The following is a 21341-nucleotide window of genomic DNA, read 5'->3' as shown; positions in this document are numbered from 1 at the left end:
TTACATCTCTTACTACTTCTCATCATTGATTGTCTGATACACGCGGATTCTTGCCGCATCGCTCTCCGACATTCCGATGAAGACAGCTCCATACGTATAAGAATCTCCCTTCATTTCGATCCGGACGATCTGTAAGAACGCATGCAGTACTTCCTGCGTCCAAATCCTCAGCTTCGATTCATACACTGCACCGATACTTAACACTTCCTTGCACAAAAATCCCACTCCGTTGGGAGATACATCTATGATGTCAATGCTGACTTCCTGCATGTCTCCCTGGTCCAGGCGTTTTACCATCAGGGTGGAACTCATTTCTGTACGCTTGCTTCGTCTTCTTTCTTCCATTATTTTTCTCCTTTTAAGTCAGCGATGAACATGGCGTCTCCAAAGCTGAAAAATCTGTATTTTTCATGGATTGCTTCTTCGTAGGCATGCAGGATATGTTCTCTACCCGCAAGTGCCGATACCAGCATTACCAGAGTAGACTCCGGCAGATGGAAATTCGTGATCAGTGCATCCAGCACCTTGAAACGATATCCGGGATATATGAAAATCTCAGTATTGTCACAGCCGGGCTGTACCATGCCCTGCTCGTCCGCGGCACTCTCCACGGTACGGCAGCTGGTAGTACCCACGCAGATCACACGACCACCCTTTCTCTTCGTCTCATTGATTGTGTTCGCTGCTTCCTCCGTCACCTGATAATACTCGGAATGCATATGATGCTCCAGCACGTTTTCTTCCTTCACCGGGCGGAAAGTCCCTAATCCCACATGTAAGGTCACATAAGCGATCTTAATGCCCTTGTCCGCGATCTGCTGCAACAATTCCCGGGTAAAATGGAGACCCGCTGTAGGCGCTGCCGCAGAGCCCTCATATTTTGCATAAACGGTCTGATAACGGTTCTTATCCTTCAGTTTATGAGTGATATAAGGAGGCAGGGGCATCTCACCTAACTTGTCCAATACCTCTTCAAAAATACCCTCATATTCAAAACGGATCAAACGATTGCCTTCTTCTACAGTCTCAAGCACTTCCGCCTTTAGCAGTCCGTCTCCGAAGCTCAGGCGCTGACCGGGCTTACATTTTTTGCCAGGCTTTACCAGTGTCTCCCAGACATCCGCTTCTTTTCTTTTTAACAAAAGGACTTCCACATGTCCGCCAGTACCTTCCCGCTCTCCTAAAAGTCTCGCCGGAATAACCTTGGTGTTGTTTAACACCAGACAGTCTCCGGGATGCAGATAGTCGATAATATCCCGGAAAATATGATGAGAGAGCTCTCCCGTATTTTTATCGAGCACCAGAAGTCTGGAGGAAGAACGATCCTCCAGCGGATCCTGCGCGATCAGTTCCTGGGGCAGATCAAAGTAAAAGTCTGATTTTTTCAGTTCGGTCGTCTCTGCCATTACAGGCTCGCTCCTTCCACAAATGCTTTATATCCGCGATATGTCTCATATACGTCGGCCTTACTGGTAGCTTCCCAGGGTGCATGCATGTTCAGCACTGCCACACCGCTGTCGATAACGTTCATGCCGTACAATGCCAGAATATATGCGATGGTTCCACCGCCGCCCAAATCGACCTTACCAAGCTCTGCAGTCTGGAAGTTCACCTCTGCCTTGTCGAAGATATGGCGCAGATGTGCCAGATACTCCGCATTGGCATCGTTGGAACCGGACTTGCCTCTGGCTCCGGTGAATTTATTGATGACCATACCACCGCCTAAATATGCCACGTTCTTTTTGTCGAAGCTGGACGCATAGGTAGGATCAAAAGCACTGCTGACATCGGAAGACAGCATACAGCTGTGTGCCAGGCATCTTCTCACATGCAGTTCACTGTATTCACCTGTCAGATTCATGACCTCTGCTACGGCATTTTCGAAGAAATGGGACTGCATGCCAGTAGCACCAACAGAACCGATTTCCTCCTTATCCACCAAGATACAGCACATGGTACGGTCGGTCACATCACTGTCTAACATTGCCTGCATGGAAGTATATGCACAGACTCTGTCATCCTGTCCGTAAGCCAGTATCATGCTGCGGTCAAAACCCGCTTCTCTTGCCTTGCCAGCGGGAACGATCTCTAACTCTGCGGAGACGAAATCTTCTTCGTGAATGTCATAGGTCTCTTTCAGGATATCCAGAACACCTGCCTTTACCGCTTCTTTTCCGGCTTCTTTCTCATCTTTTTTCTTATCCTTTTTATCAATCAGCAGAGGCTTGTTGCCTACGATAATATCCAGAGCTTCGCCCTCGATGACCTTTGCTGCCTTTTTCTCCAGCTGCTCCTGTGCCAGATGGATCAACAGATCGGATACAAAGAATACAGGATCATCCTCGTTCTCGCCGATATTGATCTCTACACAGGTACCGTCTTTTTTCACGATCACACCATGGATTGCCAGGGGAATAGTCACCCACTGGTACTTCTTCACACCACCGTAATAATGGGTGTCCAGATAAGCGAATCCGCCATCCTCATACAGGGGATTCTGCTTTACATCCAGTCTGGGACTGTCGATATGGGCTCCGAGGATGTTCATTCCATCTGTCATGGGCTTACGGCCGATCTGGAACATGGCGATGGATTTGTTCATCCATACGCTGTATACCTTATCTCCGGTTTTAAGAGCAGTGCCCTCTTTGATCAGGCTCTCCAGTTCACGGTAACCGGACTTCTCAATGGTATTGACAATGGTGTCAATGCACTCTCTCTCGGTCTTACCGTTGTCTAAGAAATCACGATACTGTGCGTTTATTTTCTCCAGCTCTTTTAACTGTTTGGAAGAATAGGTCTCCCAGGTGTTTTTCTTTTCCATATTTATCCTCATTTCCGCATCCGTCTTCCGGATACTCTTTTACTATAACTACAACAGGAGAGGTTCCTCGCCCTCTCCGTATCAGTGTACTACATTTGCGTCCGCAGTTCAATTCCTGTCTGTCAGATTTTCATCCTTCTCCTTAGGATCCCTGTCGATCTCCGTATAATGTTTTTTTCTGCGCTGGATCTTCTTGATCTCCCGGATGCGTCTACGGTTCTCTCTCGCCAGTTCGCTCTTACTGCTGGCATGATTTACCAGCACCCTGTTCACCGGACGGAAATACCGGTTCAGATAAGCACCGATCAGAATGATATACATACAGAAATACATCCACAGCATAATGATCACAATAATGGTCAGACTTCCGTAAATACTATACCCATTTCCATAGGACACATACATGGAAAATCCCCAGGAAAATACACTCCATACTACCGCAGCAAAGCAGGCTCCCGGAACCTGTTCCGTGAATTTCAGCTTTGTGTCCGGGATATATGTATAAATCAGTCCAAACAAAAGAATCAGCACCGCCCATACGAACAGAAAGCGGAAATTCATCAGGAGACTCACAAACATCTGTAGCTGCGGAATCCTATGTAATGCAATATCCACCAGCTGATTGCCAAATACCATAAAAAACAGCGACAAGATCAACACTACAAGCATGATCAACGTATAAAAGCTTGCAATAAAACGGATCACGAAGTAATTACGCTTCTCGTCCACACCATTGACCGCATTTAATCCCCGCATCAGTGCCATGACACCCTTCGCCGCCGACCAGACCATGGCGATCAGAGCCACAGGCAGGATTCCAACCGAACTCTCATACACATCCACGACCAGACTCTCCACCATGGCATCCGCAATATCCGGCGTCACATCTGTCAGTGCAGTGATCAGATTCTGCTCCGTCACCGGGGTATAAGGAATCACCGCGCAGACTACCATCAGCATCGGAATCACCGACAAAAACAGGAAAAATGCTGTACTCGATGCATAAGCGCTGATATTCTGTTTTTTCATCTGGCTGGAAAAATCCCGCCAAATGCTGATTATTGTCCTGAGCATATCTCGCATCCTTCATAGAAAAAGTTAAGGATCTGTTCCGCGCCAAGCCCCTGAAGTGCCATATTTTTAGCACCGTTCTGGCTCATTCCCACGCCATGGCCGAATCCACCGCCGATAATGTTATATCCTATCATATTTTTCTTATCATGGCTAGGTTCAATCACAAAAAATGCACTGGGCAGGAGGCTGGGCATGCTTACTTCACTGCCGTCCTGTCTGACCACCCTGGTCACGCCATCACATAGTACTGCTCTGATATTATATTCCGAGATGATCTTGTAGGTTCCTTTATCTGTGGCAATGACCAATTCATCTGCCACACCGCCGGGTCCCCGTTTTACAATGGTGATATCCGTAACCTTAGAAAAGTTTTTTATGCTTTGACTGCTGTAGTCACCATCCTTCAGAGTCAAGATCAGCTTCCCGTTGGCTTCATAACGATTCTTCAGGGTCTCAAGTATCCGGTCCACATCGATCTCTTTTACCGTATATGTCCAACGGTACCACCCTTCCTGCGCTTCATAATCCTCTGCATGAGTTTGGGTAATAAAATCCCGAAAGGACTCTTCTTCGCTCAGCTCCTCTGCAATTGTTTCCGCGGTAATCTCCGTACTGCCTGTAGCTACCGCCCCGTCATCCGTCTGCACCGGATTCTCCGGGCTTGGCCTCAGCCGGCTGCTTTTCAGATAATCAAGCATCTGCGCCTCCGCAGTTTTCCATATGCTTGCTGTAGTTCCCACACCGCAGGAGGTCGAATAATAATAGGTGTTCGCCACAGTGCCTTCGTCTGTCAAAATCATTTGTCCGTAGGTTTCCTTTACCGCCGTAGTGGTGCTGTCTGCCTCTGTGATGTTGTTATAGACCTGATAGGAAGTGCTGTCATCCACATGGGCTCCATACCGGGGGTATCCTGCTCTGAGCATATGTCCGTAGGCATAGGTTCTGGCGCAGATTGCCTGCGCTTTCAGAGCTTCTAACGGGTAAGATGACGGCATCTCACTGGGCACCACACTGAAGAGATATTCCTCCAGCGGCAGCTCATTCACCACGGCGATGCCCTCTGCTGTTCTGAGCAGTTCGATATGACCTCTGTAGGAAGGTATTCCCTGGCTTCTGTTTACACTAAGCAGCTGAATTCTGCCCGTCAATACCGCAGGAACTATACTGATACGCTCCCCCACAAAATAATCACTGTCCATGTCTATGGTAATCTTGTCTCCTTTGGGGAACAATTCTTCCTGTATATTTTCCCCACTTCCGTATTGCAGCAGGAAATCGCTGTCTGCCGTCAGTGTTACTTCTGTATGCAGAATATCCGCATAATCCGAAGCCTTAATCAACACCCGGATGTCTTCCATATTCGCCTCTCTGGCTAAGAGAATACCGCAGATCGCACCATTCTCCTGGATAAAATCCGCATTGGCATAGCCAAAGGTCAGATCCGCGAACGTGCACATGGTAAGCTCCCGATACAAACGATATCCTTTGTAATCCTCTGCCAGAGGAATTCTGCCCCGGCCTTCGATCTCAATGCCGTTTTCATTCGCTGACAGCACTCTTCCTGTAAACTTATCCGTCTTCAGAGCAACCGCACTCACCAGTTCATCTGTAAGTTCTACATCCGCCAGCTGTTCCCGCATCTGCTCCGGTGCCGGAACAGAATCGGAACCTTCTGTTTCTGCCTCCAGGAAAAAGGTCTCCTTCTCTCCGTCACAGAAAATAGTGATCCGGTCAGCTTCCGCATCCGTGATCCATACATTTTTAAATTTCTGTACTACCGGGATATGCTGCGGCGAAGTCTCCGACATTTCGGGGGTATCCGTGTCCTCCCATCCACAGCTATGTAACAAATTTATGAAAAGCAAAAAAAGAAGAAATGCCACAGCTAAAATGCACAGGTATTTCTTCAGCTGTATTCTCTGTCCTTTCGGAAGTTTATAATAATTCTCAAGTAGTCTGTTTTTCTTCAAATTTTTCTTCAAATGATCCCCGCCTGATTTGATAATTAAGCCTTAAAAGAGCAGCCCCAAAGGACTGCTCTCTCTTTTGTATTGTTATCCCCAAAATGCCGCCTCTTACCTTTTGACTCCTAGCAATGCTAGGTGGGTAACCGCAACCAACCTTTTGCCTTCCCTTCCAATCCTCCTTGCGGAGTGAGGGCTTGACAGCCACTTGGCAATATAGGAATCCCGTTTAAAGTAAATGTAGGTTCAAAACTGGTAAGAGTTATCGCACATCTCAGGTTAAGTATATTATATCTACTCTGTTTCTATTTTACAACTGTAATTTTTACCAAAAAAGGCTGCCTCCAAAGAGACAGCCTTCCTATTTGCATTTGTCTGTAAGTAAGATTACATCTGAGGGCCAGCAGCAACCAGAGCCTTACCTGCATCATTTCCTTCATATTTAGCGAAGTTCTTGATGAATCTCTGAGCCAGATCCTTTGCCTTCTCTTCCCACTGGGAAGGATCAGCGTAGGTATCTCTGGGATCCAGAATTCCGGTATCAACACCGGTTAACTCGGTAGGAACCTCAAAATCGAAGTAAGGAATCTTCTTGGTAGGAGCGGTCTTGATCGCACCATTCAGAATAGCATCGATGATACCACGGGTATCCTTAATGGAGATACGCTTGCCGGTTCCGTTCCATCCGGTATTTACAAGGTATGCCTTAGCACCGTTCTTCTCCATCTTCTTAACCAGCTCTTCTGCATACTTGGTAGGATGCAGCTCCAGGAATGCCTGGCCGAAGCAAGCAGAGAAGGTAGGGGTAGGCTCGGTAATACCACGCTCGGTACCAGCTAACTTAGCTGTGAAACCGGACAGGAAGTAGTACTGGGTCTGCTCCGGAGTCAGAATAGATACGGGAGGCAGTACGCCGAATGCATCAGCAGACAGGAAGATTACGTTCTTAGCTGCGGGTGCGGAAGAAATAGGACGTACAATATTCTTAATATGGTTGATAGGATAAGATACACGAGTATTCTCGGTAACGCTCTTATCGTTGAAATCAATCTTGCCGTTAGCATCAACGGTTACGTTCTCAAGCAGAGCATCTCTCTTGATTGCGTTGTAGATGTCGGGCTCGGAATCCTTGTCCAGGTTGATAACCTTAGCGTAGCATCCACCTTCAAAGTTGAATACGCCGTTGTCATCCCAACCGTGCTCGTCATCACCGATCAGCAGACGCTTAGGATCGGTAGACAGAGTGGTCTTACCGGTTCCGGACAGACCAAAGAAGATAGCGGTGTTCTCACCGTTCATATCGGTGTTTGCGGAGCAGTGCATGGAAGCGATGCCCTTCAGAGGCAGGTAGTAGTTCATCATGGAGAACATACCCTTCTTCATCTCTCCGCCGTACCATGTATTCACAATAACCTGCTCACGGCTGGTAATATTGAAAGCTACACAAGTCTCGGAATTCAGACCAAGCTCCTTGTAATTCTCAACCTTAGCCTTGGATGCGTTGTAAACTACGAAATCAGGCTCGAAGTTCTTCAGCTCTTCCTCGGTGGGTTTGATGAACATGTTGGTTACGAAATGAGCCTGCCAAGCTACCTCAACGATGAAACGGATAGCCATGCGAGTGTCCTTGTTAGCGCCGCAGAATGCATCTACAACGAACAGTCTCTTGTTGGACAGCTCCTTCTTAGCGATATCCTTTACAGCAGCCCATGTTTCCTGAGACATACGATGGTTGTCGTTCTTGTACTCATCAGAAGTCCACCATACAGTGTTCCTGGAGTTCTCATCTTCAACGATGAACTTATCTTTGGGAGAACGTCCTGTATATATACCGGTCATAACGTTTACCGCACCGAGTTCGGTCTCCTGACCTTTCTCGTAGCCTTCCAGTTCAGGCTTCATCTCTTCTTTGAATAATTCTTCATAAGAAGGATTGTGAACGATTTCTGTGGTTCCGGTGATGCCGTACTTGCTTAAATTAATCTCTGCCATCTTACATTAACCTCTTTCCTTTATTCTTTATATGTGTCTTTATCTTCTGCCACATCGTGTGTATTATCTCAAAACCCAGTAAAAAAGTCAAGAAACCGTTAAAAATTTTATACCAATTTTATATTCTCTTTACTTCACTCCGGTTTCTGCCGCCAGCCATTCTTTTTCTTCCTCATTCAGATAAGGAGAAATCTTCTCGTAGACGGTCTTCTGATACTCGTGCAGATATTTTATCTGGGTATCGTTCAAATATTTTTCGTCAATGGCTTCTCTATCGACAGGCACCCAGGTCAGAGTCTCGAAATGCATGAACTGACCGTACTCGTTCTTCACATCGTTTTTCGCCAGCATCACGTTCTCGATACGAATGCCGTGGCTGCCCTGGATGTAGATACCAGGCTCATTGGTGATGTCCATGCCGTCTTCGAACACGGCTTCCACCATACCTCCAGTGAATCTCCAACGCATGTTCTGGGGACCTTCGTGTACGTTCAGAATGTATCCCACACCATGCCCGGTGCCGCACTGGTAATCAATATCCATATCCCAGATAGGCTGTCTTGCCAGAATATCCAGATTCCGTCCGGTACAGCCGTAGAGCCAGTGGGCGTGGGTCAGCTGCATCACTGCAGCAGCCACCATGGTATAATGCTTTTTTATCTCATCGGAGACAGGACCTAATGCGATGGTTCTGGTTACATCAGTGGTACCGCCAAGATACTGTCCGCCGGAATCTACCAAAAGCATTCCTTCCGGCTCCAGAGTTGCACAGTTCTCCGGTGTTGCCTCGTAATGCATCATGGCAGCATTGGACTTATAGCCTGCAATCGTTGGGAAGGAAAGGTCTAAGAATTCCGGAATCTCTCTTCTCTTCTGTTCCAGATAGTCTGCGGCGGTCACTTCGGTGATCTTCTCTTTTCCTACATGAGTTTTCAGCCAGTAGATGAATTTGGTTACCGCAACGCTGTCCTTCAGAAAAATCTCCTGCATTCTCGCCTGTTCCACCGGATTCTTGATGGCTTTCAACAGTTCAGTGGGATTCTTACCCTCTATCAGCTGCTGGTTCTTCTGCAGTGTCTTATATAAAGTATAACTGCAATATCTGTTATCCACGAGGATCACATTGCCTGCAGGAAGTGATTTCAGAAAGTCTACGACAGTATCGTATTCCTTCACATCGATGTGATGTGCTGCAAGGTATTCTGACACCTGCGTATCCAGTGCTTTCTGCTGGATAAACAATGTGGCGGTATCCTCCGTAATATAAGCATAAGACATTGCCACCGGGTTGCATTCCACATCGCAGCCACGGATATTGAAGAGCCACATCAGATCGTCCAGTTTGGTCAAAAGCAGTGCATTGGCACAGTCCTTTGCCATCTTCTCTCTGGTCTGCGTGAGTTTCTCTTCCACACTCTTGCCGGCAATTTTCTCGTCCAGTACCGTTACTTTTCCGGCCGGGAAATCCGGTCTGTCCGTCCATATGCTGTCTGCAAGATCTTTCTCATAAGCGATACAGATCTGCGCCTTTGCCAGTACCTTTTCGTATTTTTTACCGTCCATGGCTGCAATGACTCTGCCGTCGAAGCCTAAGGTCTGACCCTGCTGTATGTTTTGCTCCAGAAACTCTTCGATGGAAGGAACACCTTCCTGCAACATGCGGAACAGTTCTACGCCTGTCCCTTCCAATTCTGCCTCTGCCTGAATGAAATATCTGCCGTCGGTCCACAGTCCGGCGCCGTCCTTCCATACTAACAGCGTACCGTTGGAACCGGTAAAGTTACTGAAATATTCTCTTACTTTAAAATAGTCGTTTACGTATTCGGAGTTATGAAAATCCGCTGTGGGCATCATATAAAAATCAATGCCTTCCTCCTGCATCTTCGCTCTGAGAAGTGCAAGTCTGTCCTGAATTACTTTGTTTTCCATTGTTTTGTTCCTTTCAAAAACTTAATATCCTTCGGTAAGTTCGCCCTTACAGAGGCCTACGGCTCTGGAGGTACCGATACGGTCACAGCCAAGCTCTAAGAACATCTCGAGATCTTCCATGCTGGACACTCCGCCTGCCGCCTTGATCTTTACCTTGGGACCAATGTATTTTTTGAACAGTTCTACATCTTCTTTCGTGGCACCACCGGTTCCGAATCCTGTAGAAGTCTTAATGAAGTCCGCACCTGCATCCGTTACTGCCTTACACATGGCGATCTTCTCTTCCTCCGTCAGATAGCAGGTCTCGATGATAACCTTGAGGATGTGATCTCCACACTCTTTTTTCAGTGTTCGGATCTCTTCTTCCACTTTGTCAAACAGACCGTTCTTCACATCACTGATATTGACTACCATATCGATCTCGTTACAACCATCTTCCAGTGCCTTACGTACTTCTGCCACCTTTGCTTCTGTCACGCTGTAGCCTAACGGGAATCCCACTACGGTACAGATATTGATCTTCTCCCCGTAGGCGTCATGGATTCTCTTAATATAACAGGGAGGCACACATACACTGGCGGTATGATATTGGATTGCCTCATCACACAACTTCTGAATATCCTCCCAGGTAGCGAATGCCTTCAGTTGCGTATGATCCACCTTACCGAGCATTTCTTTTGCTGTCATATTATTCTCCTTTTCTATGTATCTATTTCATTTAATGATTTTGTTACTACATACTAACCGCGATTATTATAACAAAGAACCCATTTAATATAAAGACTAAAGTTTTATTTTAACTTGAAAGTTACGAGCCATGCAAAAATAGAACGGAATACCTCGGTGGGAGCTTGCTCACACAAGAGGTTGTTTCGTTCTATTTTTATACGGCGACAGCCGTCAATGAAATAAATGTGGAGCGCCCTTTGCGACACATTTATGAATTGAGTGCATGGCTCGTAACGTAGGGTTGCCATAAAATCCACGAACTCCCGGAACATGCGATACACATGTCTCGATGTAAGGTCTCCGGATGTGAATTTTCTACGAAAAGTGATGAGTGGTTCTCAACATGACGGGGCCGCCTACAGTCGACATCCATGTCGACAATCGGCTGACGCGGACATCGTGTCCGCTTTCCCCCTGTCTTTCAGCACTTTTCTAGAAAATATCAACATCCTCCGACAAACATCTTCGACATGGCACTGCATATTACGGGAGTTCTGCGTTTTGAAAAGCTTTCAAAAAACCAGTAGCCATCTTTCTATTGCTTTGGTGGAAATCGTATCAAAATAGCAAAATCCGTACAAAAAAACTTCTAAATCAAACATTTTTGTACGGATTTTATTATTTTTTCCATTTCAGCGAAAATAACCTCTTATATAAGCCTAAAATCTCCTGTTTTTGTATTTTTTCAGCCCAAAATAGCGATTTTAATACAAAAAAGCTTGCCTCTTCACACACAGTATAAAGTCAAAAACAAAAGCAGCGACTTGTGAGCAAGCACCCAATCACGGTTCTTATTTTGCCTATGCGCGGCTATTCTTTCGTAACTCTCAAGTTAACGTAAAAACACGTTGCCGAAATTGGCAACGTGTCCTAAATTTTTACGCTAGCATCATGCGGTCATTGGCGAATTCTCCGCCGCTGACTTCTTCGAACTTAGCAAGCAGATCCTTTACCTGAAGATTCTTCTTCTCTTCTCCAGCCACATCGTAGATAACTTTGCCTTCGTGCATCATGATCAGACGGTTACCGTGTACGATGGCATCTTTCATATTATGAGTTACCATCATGGCAGTCAGCTGATTCTCAGCGATGATCTTGTCACTGATCTCCAGTACTTTTGCTGCTGTCTTGGGATCCAATGCTGCAGTATGTTCATCTAACAACAGAAGCTTCGGCTGCTTTAAGGCCGCCATCAAAAGTGTGATAGCCTGACGCTGACCACCGGACAGAAGACCTACCTTGCTGGTCATACGATCCTCCAGTCCCAGTCCGAGCGTCTGTAACTTTTCACGGAACAGTTCTCTGTCCTCTCTGGAAACGCCCCAGCGAAGAGTTCTCTTCTCGCCGCGTCTTAAGGCAATTGCCATGTTCTCTTCGATATCCATGGTGGCGGCAGTTCCCGTCATAGGATCCTGGAATACTCTTCCCAGGTACTTTGCTCTCTTATGCTCCGGCAGGCTCGTAATATCCGTGCCGTCGATAATAATCTTACCGGAATCAATGGGCCATACACCGGCAATGGCATTCAGCGTGGTGGATTTACCGGCGCCGTTACCTCCGATGATGGTCACGAAATCCCCGGGATTTAAATTTAAATTTACCCCATTTAATGCCACCTTTTCATTGATGGTTCCTCTGTTAAATACTTTATGTATATCCTGTATCTCCAATGCGTAAGCCATTATTTTGACGCTCCTTTCCGAAGTGTTCTCTTCTCCTTCAAGTAAGGAATTGCCAGGAAAATGGCAACTACGATAGCGGAGAACAATTTCATATCCTCTGAAGGCATCTTCAGCCACAGAACAAACTGATATACCATGTAGTAGATCACTGCACCCAGAATTACAGATGCCAGAGTAAATGCAAAAGCAAGTTTTCTCTTGCTGGCGAATTTACCGAAAAGTACCTCACCGATAATAACAGCTGCCAGACCGATGACAATGGCTCCACGTCCCATATTGACATCCGACGCCCCCTGGAACTGTCCGTACAGCGCACCACACAGACCTACCAGACCGTTGGAGATCATCAGTGCCAGCACCTTGATAAAGTTGGTATTGATGCCCTGTGCTCTCGCCATATTGCTGTTACAGCCCGTAGCACGGATAGCATGTCCCTGTTCTGTTCCAAAATACCAGTACATCACAGCGATCAGTGCCAGTAAAAATACGATCATTCCCAGGAAAAAGAGAAGTCTGCTCACCGAACCGTCCGTCACATAACGCAAAGATACCACCAGCGGATAATTATCTACGCTGACCGGCTGGTTTGCTTTGCCCATGATATTCAGATTAATGGAATACAGGGAGATCTGCGTCAGAATACTTGCCAGAATTCCGGGGATTCCCAGTGTGGTGTTCAGCAGTCCCGTTACCATGCCTGCCAATGCTCCGGCCAGGAAAGCAATGGGCAGCGTAGCTATAGGAGAAACTCCCGCACGAATCAGCATAACGGATACCGCAGCACCGGTTGCAATGGAACCATCCACGGTCAGATCAGCAAAATCCAGCAGGCGGAACGTAATATACACTCCCAGTGCCATGACTCCCCAGATCATTCCCTGCGCTATTGATCCCGGCATTGCCCTGAACAGGGAAAGGGGATTCAGTGACATAAAGTAAGACATTTCTTTTTCCTCCTAAAACTTCCGATAGGGATACCGCTTATCTGGCGCTATCCCTATCGAAGTATATTTTGTTTCCGTACTTAATTGACTGAATACTTACTGAATTGCTACATAATCATCGGGAACAGTGATGCCAAGTTCCTCACAGATCTTCGCATTATATTTCTTGGTAACGTTGGGAGCGTAGCGAACATCCATGGTAGTGATGTCTGCGCCCTCAGCCAGGATCTCGTATGCCATCTCACCGGTAGCATATCCCAGATCATAGTAACTGATGGATAAGGTAGCTACGCCACAACCGTTGCAGATACCCTCTTCACCTGCGATGACAGGAACTTTAGCGGGAGCTACTACGTTGTATACGGTCTCGGTTACAGATGCCAGCGTGTTGTCGGTAGGAATATACAGAACATCGCACTCTCCTGCCGCTGCAGTAGTTACAGACTGTACTTCATTGGTATCAGCGATCGCATACTCTTTATAAGCAATACCGTCCTTGTCCAAAGCAGCCTCAAACAGCTGGATCTGATACAGTGAGTTTGCTTCTGCAGAACAATATAACAGACCAACCTGCTTTACGTCCGGGAACAGTTCCTTTAACATAGCTTCCTGCTCTTCAATGGGAGCCAGATCGGAAGTACCGGAAATATTTCTGCCGGTAGCACCGGACCAGTCAGAGATCTCTAACGCGGTAGCATAGTCGGTTACGGAAGTACCTAAGATAGGGATCGAGGTCGTAGCTGCTGCTGCACTCTGTAAAGGAGACGTAGCATTTGCAAGGATCAGATCCACACCATCAGATACAAAACCATTACAGATGGTAGCTGCTGTGGTCTGCTCACCCTGTGCATTCTGCAGATCGAATTTTACATTATCACCAAGCTTATCTTTTAATGCATCCTGGAATCCCTGGGTAGCTGCATCCAGAGCCTCATGCTCTACCAGCTGGCAGATACCGATGTTATATACCTTGCCGTCTGTGGAAGCTGCTGCTTCAGTCTGTGCTGCGCTACCTGCTGTGGTAGAAGCAGTTCCGTTATCGGTGCTGCCACAGCCTGTCAGAACAGTCGCTGCCATTACTGCGGTAAGTACAACAGATAATAATTTCTTTTTCATAATAAATGCCCTCTTTTCTGCAGATCTTTCGATCCGCTTACTGTAATGCATAGACGCTTTAACCCGTCAAAGCGTTGCACTGATAAATATCATAAACCATAAAAGGGCATTCGTCAAACTGATTTCATCGATGCATTAGATAATATTGATCAATTTTTTAAATATCAGATTTTTTCACAACCTCACCGGGTCTCTTGAAGATATGTCCGGCAGGGATCACGCCTCTGACGCAAGAGGTAGGATACACATTGGAATTACGTCCGATGACAGTTCCCGGGTTCAGTACGCTGTTGCAGCCTACTTCCACATGGTCACCTAACATGGCTCCCATTTTCTTCAGTCCAGTCTCGATCTTTTCCTCGCCGTTCTTCACAACAACCAGTGTCTTATCGCTTTTTACATTGGAAGTAATAGAACCGGCTCCCATATGAGACTTAAAGCCCAGCACGCTGTCTCCCACATAATTATAATGTGGCACCTGTACTTTATTGAACAGGACCACGTTCTTCAGTTCGGTGGAATTGCCGACTACCGCACCCTTTCCCACAATGGCATTGCCACGGACAAATGCGCAGTGACGGATCTCCGCTTCCTCATCAATGATCAGCGGTCCGTTCAGGCAGGCAGTAGGAGCAACTTTTGCGTTTTTAGCCACCCAGATATCCTCGCCTCTTTTTTCATAGATTTCCTCCGGCAGTCTCTTGCCCAGTTCCAAAATAAAATCGTGGATCCTGGGAAGCACCTCCCAGGGATACTCTGCCTCGGTGAACAGTTCTGCCGCAATGGTCTCTGTCAGATCATACAGATTTTCAATCGTAATATTTTCCATAATAGTTTCTCCTCTTCTTTATTCTTTATTTTTCGCATTGGATTGCTTTTGTTTCTTCTGGTAAAACTCTTCCGTAGCCTGGAACTGTCTCCAGAGCACTCCCTGATTGTTCAGTCCACGCACGGCAACGGTTCTCCTGCCCACGAAATCCGTAAGCTTCCCCATGTAATCATCCGGTGTGATGACACCGTCTGCCACCATGGTAAGTCCTTTTTCCCAGCTGGCTGTCAATGCCGGATTCAAAAGCGGTCTTATGGAATCCGATACCACATCGTAGATCATCTCTCCCATTTGGGTAGGCGTCAGTACCTGGGTCTTTTTATTCAGTGCCAGATACTCGATGTTCACCAGTTTCTTCAGGATCTCCGCTCTCGTAGCGCTGGTGCCGATACCACTTCCCTTGATCTGTGCCCGCAGTTCCTCATCTTCTATGAATTGTCCCGCATTTTCCATGGTCAGGATGATGCTGCCTGAGGTATATCGCTTGGGTGGAGAAGTCTCGCCTTCTTTGATCTCGTAGGTATCTACGGATAAGGTATCTCCTTTTTTCAGATGTGTCAGCAGATTGGTAAGCTCTGCATCACATTTTTCATCGGCACTTTCATTCTCGTTCTCTTTGTCCTCCTTCTGGGCCGTATTCTCCTTTTTGAAGGAGAAATCAGTCACCTTCAGATATCCTTCCTGTATCAACACCTTGAAGCTGGCAAAAAAGCTTTCTTCCTTTACTTGTAATGTAAGTGAGAACTTCTGATAGACTGCCGGCGGATAGAAAATACTTAAAAACCGACGTACAATGACCTCGTATACTTTTGCCGCAGTAGGGGCCAGCCCCGCCAGATTGTTCAGGCCCTGTCCGGTAGGGATAATGGCATAGTGATCCGTGATCTGCTTATCGTTCACATACCGGGTCTTTGCTATATTTTTATAGGTGCCCTGCTCTAATACTTCTTTGGCGAAAGGTGCTGCCAGAGCATAATTACGAAGTCCTCCGATATTTTTATGGATTTCCTTTGCCACTGCCGTAGACAGAACTCTGGCATCCGTTCTGGGGTAAGTGGTCATCTTTTTTTCATATAATTCCTGAACAATCCTAAGCGTCTCGTCCGGACTGATCTTAAAGTATTTGGAACAGTCATTCTGCAGCTCTGCCAGATTATATAAAAGCGGCGCATTTTTGTTCTCTTTTTTCTTCTCGATGCCGATGACGGTCGCCGGTCCCGCAGGTTCCGCAGAAAGTTCCCCGATCAGTCGCTCGGCATCCTCTTTTTTCTTAAAACCGTTCTCCTTATACAATACAGGAGAATTATAGTATTTTGAACCCTCCACGGCTCTCCACTCTGCGGTAAATGGCTTCTCCTGCAGCTTAAAATTGCCGATCACCCGGTAAAAAGGAGTCTTGGTAAACGACCGGATTTCCCTCTCTCTGTTAACGATCATGCCCAGGACGCAGGTCATGACACGCCCCACAGAGATCACCGCACGGTCCCTCTTCAGGTAATCCTTTACAGTCTTGCCGTATTTCAAAGTCAGTGCCCTGGAGAAGTTGATTCCCATCAGGTAATCCTCCTTGGCACGCAGATAAGCAGCATTCCCCAGATTATCATACGCTGAGAGATCCTTGGCTTCCCTGATCCCACGTAAGATCTCCTCCTCCGTCTGGGAATCGATCCATACACGCTTCCGCTCTTTGCCCTGCACGCCCGCCATCTGCTCCACGAGCCGATAGATATATTCTCCCTCCCGCCCGGAGTCAGTGCAGACATAGATGGTAGAGACATCCTCTTTGTTTAGCAGGGAACTCACGATGGTATATTGTTTCCTGGCATTTTCAATGACTTCGTATTTGAATTCCGCCGGGAGAAAAGGAAGTGTCTCGAAGCTCCATCTCTTAAATTTCTCATCGTACACCTCCGGATAGCTCATGGTCACCAGATGTCCCACACACCAGGTAACAATGGCTTCTTCCGACTCCAGATATCCGTCTTTGGAACGCATATTATATTTTAAAGCGTTGGCAAATTCCCTTGCCACGCTGGGTTTCTCTGCAATAAATAAATTTTTACCCACGTATTACCGTCTTCCTGTCATAAATCACACACCCACGCTGCGAAACTGTAGCTTTCCGGACACTTTCTCCGCCAGTGCATTTTCATAACCATTCTCACAAAATATTATTATCTCATCCGTTTCCATCCGGATGCTTTTCAACGCTGTCTGCAGTGCGTCATAATCTTCCGAAGTATAACATACCGTACCGGAATAATCCACTACGATCTTTTTTCCTGCAGTATCTTTGCATAAAAAATATGTTCTCCCCTGTGCCGCCTTCTTCAGTTCCACCGTATGGAAATCTGCCTGCAATATCTCCTGACAGATTCTCCGGTATGCGGATCTCACAAAGCTACTGTAATCCTCACGGATATATGTTTCATAAAAAGCTCTGCCATTATCTCTTCTCCAGGCAGTCTGGTGAGGAAACAGAAAACGGAAATAAAACCGTATAAAAGAATTGCTGATCTCATAGGTTCCGGGCAGTACTTTTTCCACCAGCTCCAGTTCCATCAGATTCTTCAGATAGACACTGATCTTCGCCCGGGAGAATCCGGTACGGGCATACATAGCATTCAGCTTGCCGTTCTTCTCATCTGCTATGGTGGCAAGGATGGTATTGTAGACAGCAGTCTCCCGCAGTTCTTCCGACAGCCATTTGATCATCAGTTCCGGAAGAAAACTGTTTTTTTCTAAAAAAAGCGTCGTCAGATTCTCCTCCACAGAAGCTGACAGTTCCAACAGTTTCCATAATCCCGGCATTCCGCCTAACACCGCATAGAGTTCTATGCTCTTCTGAAGCGTCCCACCTGGGAAAATCCGGCGCATTACTGAAAAAGGCAGCTCTTTGACCTTCAGAAAACCACTGACAGAAAATGCCAGGTTCCCTATTTTAGAGATCATACTGTTCTCCACCCATCCGGATGCATAGGTCGTAAGAATTACAAGAAGAGAAACCTCCCTGTGTTCTTTCAGATAACGGATCAATTCCTGTAAAAAAAAGGTATCCCCCTTTAGCAGATAATGAAAATTTTCTATGATCAGAACTTTTTTGCGATCACTTTTTTCTCCGGATACACACTGTAATACTTCTTCCCAGGAAGGGTTCCGTGAAATCTCTTTCCCCTGTTCTCTAAGCTCCTGTCCCCACTGATAGCACATTTCCCTGGAAGAGCAGTTGGGAGCGGTATATCGTATGGTCTGCTTTTTTTCCGCAAAAGCGGTTAAGAGAGCCGTCTTACCAACGCCTCTCTGTCCATATACCACCAGTATCTGACTCCCCGGTCTCTTATAATGATTTTCCAAAAAAGCTGTTTCCTGTTCCCTTCCAGTTAACATGGCAGCCTCATTCTTTCTGCAACAACTGATCAGTATATCTTCTGTAATAGCTGTTCGATCTCCTCCTGGGACAGCGGTTTTCCGAACAGATATCCCTGAATGATATCACAGCCGATGGCACGCAGATATTTATACTGCTGTTCTTCCTCCACTCCCTCGGCAATAGATTCAAATCCTAAGGATTTCACCATACTGACAATGGATTCCGTAATGATTCTGGTAGCGGAATCCGTAAGCAGCGTATCCGTAAAGGATTTATCGATCTTCAGCGTATTGATTGGAAGCTTCTTTAAGTAAGACAGGGAGGAAAATCCCGTTCCGAAATCATCTAAGGAAATGCGGATGCCATATTCTTTTAACAGCTGCATTTTCTCAGTCACTGCCCGGAAATCATCGATCAGTATGCTCTCTGTGATCTCCAGTTCGATCTCCTCCGGAGACACATCATATTTGCGGATAATATGTAACAGCGAATCTACGAAGTCTTCCTTCTGGTACTGCAGTGCGGAGATATTGACAGACAATACAAACGGAACGCCGTACCGGTTCCTCCATTCGGAAAATGTCCGGATGCTCTGTTCCAGTACCCAGTTGCCGATAGGGATAATCGTGCCGTTTTTCTCTGCAATCGGAATGAACTTCGCTGGGCTGATCATTTTCCCGTCGCCGTCCTTCCAGCGGATCAGCGCTTCCATTCCGCGCAGTTTCTGATTCCCCGCGTAGTACTGGGGCTGATAATACAGAATAAAGTTATGATCAAATACCGCTTCTTTTAATTTGCTGTCCAGTTCCACATTTTTCAGAAAATCATTCAGGATCGGCGTATCGAAATACTGGATCCGGTTCTTGCCCATGGACTTCCCTTTAAACATAACGATCTCGGCACAGTTAATCAGTTCCAGTGCGGATGTAGCAGCTTCCGGATATTCCGCAACGCCTACGCTTACAGTAATATTCAATACCTGTCCGCCCACCAGATAAAAAGGTTCTCTGGTACGCTTCACAATCTCCTTATGAATGTGTTCCACGCTTCTGTCACCGCAGGAATCATAGATTGCCATGCAGTAGACATCACTGGTCAGATGGCAGACGATCACATCGTCACTGTTGAATTCCTTTAAGAAAGATCCGAACTGCTGTACCAGTTCGTCTCCTGCCACGATTCCAAGTCCGTCGTTGACCTTACGGAAATCGTCAATATCGATGACCAGCACACTGACCAGCCGGTTATCTTCTTTCGCGCGCCGTAGGAACTCCGTCAGGAGACGTACAAAATAGTTCCGGTTGTACAGTCCTGTAAGTCCGTCATAATACGCCATATAGAGAAGTTCTTCGTTCTGCGTCTTCAGTTTTGTGATATTCTGTACCACAATGATCTGATCCGCAGGTCTGCCGTCCTCATAGAATATCCTGCAGGAAAACTGCAGCCAGGTCTTCTTCGCCTTCTGCATGCATTCCACAGAAGAAGTTTCCTGACCTCCCTTCTCCAAAAACAGCATATCCCTAAGAGGCAGCACATATGGCTCATCTACCATCTCTAAAAGCTTAGTAAAGTCCCGTCTGTCCCGAATCTGGAAATCGAAAAAATCATCCCATTTTCCAAGCGTCGTGACAGAATTTTTCTCAAAAGAATAGTAGATATAAGCATAATCCATGGTATCGCACAAAAGGCGGTACATTTTCTCCCTGTCGCTTAATTTCTGATTCATTGCGCGCATAAGATCCAGCTGATAGTGTAACTCGTTCATAACCCCACTCACCCTTTATTTTTTGGTGATGTAACCCTGTGCTTTCAAAAGTTCTGCGCAAAGCAAAGCTCCCCCAGCCGCTCCGCGTAATGTATTGTGTGAAAGTCCTACAAACTTAAAGTCATATACGGTATCTTCTCTCAGACGGCCTACACTGATACCCATACCATTCTCAAAATCCACATCCAAAGCTACCTGAGGTCTGTTGTCCTCCTCCAGATACTGGATGAACTGCTTCGGTGCGCTGGGAAGTCCCAGTCTCTGAGGTTCTCCGCTGAAAGAAGTTAACTTCTCGATCAGCTGTTCCTTAGTGGGCTTCTTACGGAATTTTACGAATACGGCTGCAGTATGTCCGTTCAGTACCGGAACACGGATACACTGGCATGTGATCACGGGAGAAGTTGCAGGAACGATCTTGTCGCCTTCGATCTTACCCCAGATACGTAAAGGCTCCTTCTCACTCTTCTCTTCCTCACCGCCGATGTAAGGAATGATATTGCCTACCATCTCGGGCCAGTCCTTAAAAGTCTTGCCGGCACCGGAGATAGCCTGATAAGTAGTGGCTACTACTTCATAGGGCTCGAATTCTTTCCATGCGGTCAGTACCGGTGCATAGCTCTGAATGGAGCAATTGGGCTTTACAGCGATAAATCCTCTGGTGGTTCCCAATCTCTTCTTCTGTGCTTCGATGATCTGGAAATGCTCGGGATTGATCTCGGGTACTACCATAGGAACATCGGGAGTCCATCTGTGGGCACTGTTATTAGATACTACAGGGGTCTCTGTCCTGGCATAAGCTTCTTCGATTGCCTTGATCTCGTCCTTGGACATATCTACGGCACTAAATACGAAGTCTACCTGTGCGGCTACTTTTTCCACTTCGTTGACATTCATGACGATCAGCTTTTTCACAGCTTCAGGCATGGGAGTCGTCATCTTCCATCGATCACCCACTGCATCCTCATACGTCTTGCCTGCGGATCGGGGGCTGGCTGCGATAGTCGTTACCTCGAACCATGGATGGTTCTCTAACAGAGAGATAAATCTCTGTCCTACCATACCGGTTCCACCCAGGATACCTACACGTATTTTTTCACTCATTTTTCATTTCCTCCTCAGCTCT

16 protein-coding genes and 1 other RNA gene are annotated in these 21341 nt (G+C 46.6%); all 17 read right to left on the bottom strand.

Annotation, left to right across the window (positions count from 1 at the left end; translation table 11 throughout):
• Positions 1-12 precede the first annotated feature (12 nt).
• A complete protein-coding gene (locus tag H9Q77_RS07520; RefSeq protein WP_118548156.1) occupies positions 13-345 on the bottom strand; it encodes a PilZ domain-containing protein in 333 nt (110 codons plus the stop codon).
• A complete protein-coding gene (gene queA / locus H9Q77_RS07515) occupies positions 345-1388 on the bottom strand; it encodes a tRNA preQ1(34) S-adenosylmethionine ribosyltransferase-isomerase QueA (protein WP_249327144.1) in 1044 nt (347 codons plus the stop codon). Before queA ends, H9Q77_RS07520 begins: the two co-directional genes overlap by 1 nt.
• Positions 1389-1405: 17 nt before the next feature.
• Positions 1406-2824 (bottom strand): aminopeptidase, encoded by a 1419-nt coding sequence (locus tag H9Q77_RS07510; protein WP_249327031.1) that lies wholly within the window; start codon positions 2822-2824, stop codon positions 1406-1408.
• A gap of 108 nt (positions 2825-2932) precedes the next feature.
• Positions 2933-3898, bottom strand: coding sequence for a YihY/virulence factor BrkB family protein (locus tag H9Q77_RS07505; RefSeq protein ID WP_118552077.1), 966 nt, complete (start codon positions 3896-3898; stop codon positions 2933-2935).
• Complete coding sequence (locus H9Q77_RS07500) at positions 3883-5706, bottom strand: SpoIID/LytB domain-containing protein (protein WP_249327030.1); 1824 nt, start codon at positions 5704-5706, stop codon at positions 3883-3885. Before H9Q77_RS07500 ends, H9Q77_RS07505 begins: the two co-directional genes overlap by 16 nt.
• 245 nt (positions 5707-5951) lie before the next feature.
• A non-coding RNA gene (gene ssrS, locus H9Q77_RS07495) (6S RNA) lies at positions 5952-6146 on the bottom strand.
• Positions 6147-6249: 103 nt separating this feature from the next.
• Positions 6250-7854 (bottom strand): phosphoenolpyruvate carboxykinase (ATP), encoded by a 1605-nt coding sequence (gene pckA, locus H9Q77_RS07490; protein WP_249327028.1) that lies wholly within the window; start codon positions 7852-7854, stop codon positions 6250-6252.
• A 129-nt stretch (positions 7855-7983) separates the two neighbouring features.
• Positions 7984-9783, bottom strand: coding sequence for an aminopeptidase P family protein (locus H9Q77_RS07485; RefSeq protein WP_249327027.1), 1800 nt, complete (start codon positions 9781-9783; stop codon positions 7984-7986).
• Positions 9784-9804: 21 nt separating this feature from the next.
• Entirely contained in the window at positions 9805-10470 is a 666-nt protein-coding gene (deoC, locus tag H9Q77_RS07480) for a deoxyribose-phosphate aldolase (protein ID WP_118548138.1), read from the bottom strand.
• A gap of 920 nt (positions 10471-11390) precedes the next feature.
• Entirely contained in the window at positions 11391-12194 is an 804-nt protein-coding gene (locus H9Q77_RS07475; protein ID WP_022153118.1) for an ABC transporter ATP-binding protein, read from the bottom strand.
• Positions 12194-13138, bottom strand: coding sequence for an ABC transporter permease (locus tag H9Q77_RS07470; protein WP_249327026.1), 945 nt, complete (start codon positions 13136-13138; stop codon positions 12194-12196). Before H9Q77_RS07470 ends, H9Q77_RS07475 begins: the two co-directional genes overlap by 1 nt.
• Before the next feature lie 96 nt (positions 13139-13234).
• The gene (locus H9Q77_RS07465) at positions 13235-14254 is read right to left on the bottom strand and encodes an ABC transporter substrate-binding protein (protein ID WP_118550739.1); all 1020 of its coding nucleotides are present in this window, start codon (positions 14252-14254) and stop codon (positions 13235-13237) included.
• Positions 14255-14411: 157 nt separating this feature from the next.
• Complete coding sequence (locus H9Q77_RS07460) at positions 14412-15083, bottom strand: LbetaH domain-containing protein (RefSeq protein WP_022153121.1); 672 nt, start codon at positions 15081-15083, stop codon at positions 14412-14414.
• An 18-nt stretch (positions 15084-15101) separates the two neighbouring features.
• On the bottom strand, positions 15102-17150 hold the full coding sequence (locus tag H9Q77_RS07455) for a DNA topoisomerase (RefSeq protein ID WP_249327024.1): 2049 nt from the start codon (positions 17148-17150) through the stop codon (positions 15102-15104).
• 24 nt (positions 17151-17174) lie between these two features.
• Positions 17175-18470 carry an ATP-binding protein gene (locus tag H9Q77_RS07450; protein ID WP_118550741.1) on the bottom strand — a complete coding sequence of 432 codons (1296 nt, stop codon included), beginning with the start codon at positions 18468-18470 and terminating at the stop codon, positions 17175-17177.
• A 29-nt stretch (positions 18471-18499) separates the two neighbouring features.
• The gene (locus H9Q77_RS07445; RefSeq protein WP_118550742.1) at positions 18500-20218 is read right to left on the bottom strand and encodes a putative bifunctional diguanylate cyclase/phosphodiesterase; all 1719 of its coding nucleotides are present in this window, start codon (positions 20216-20218) and stop codon (positions 18500-18502) included.
• A gap of 15 nt (positions 20219-20233) precedes the next feature.
• Positions 20234-21319, bottom strand: a complete 1086-nt coding sequence (asd, locus tag H9Q77_RS07440; protein ID WP_118547593.1) for an aspartate-semialdehyde dehydrogenase — start codon at positions 21317-21319, stop codon at positions 20234-20236.
• Between the last annotated feature and the right edge of the window lie 22 nt (positions 21320-21341).

Source organism: Simiaoa sunii, from assembly GCF_014337175.1.
Lineage (GTDB): Bacteria > Bacillota > Clostridia > Lachnospirales > Lachnospiraceae > Acetatifactor > Acetatifactor intestinalis.
This window is presented reverse-complemented; position numbering and strand designations above follow the sequence as displayed.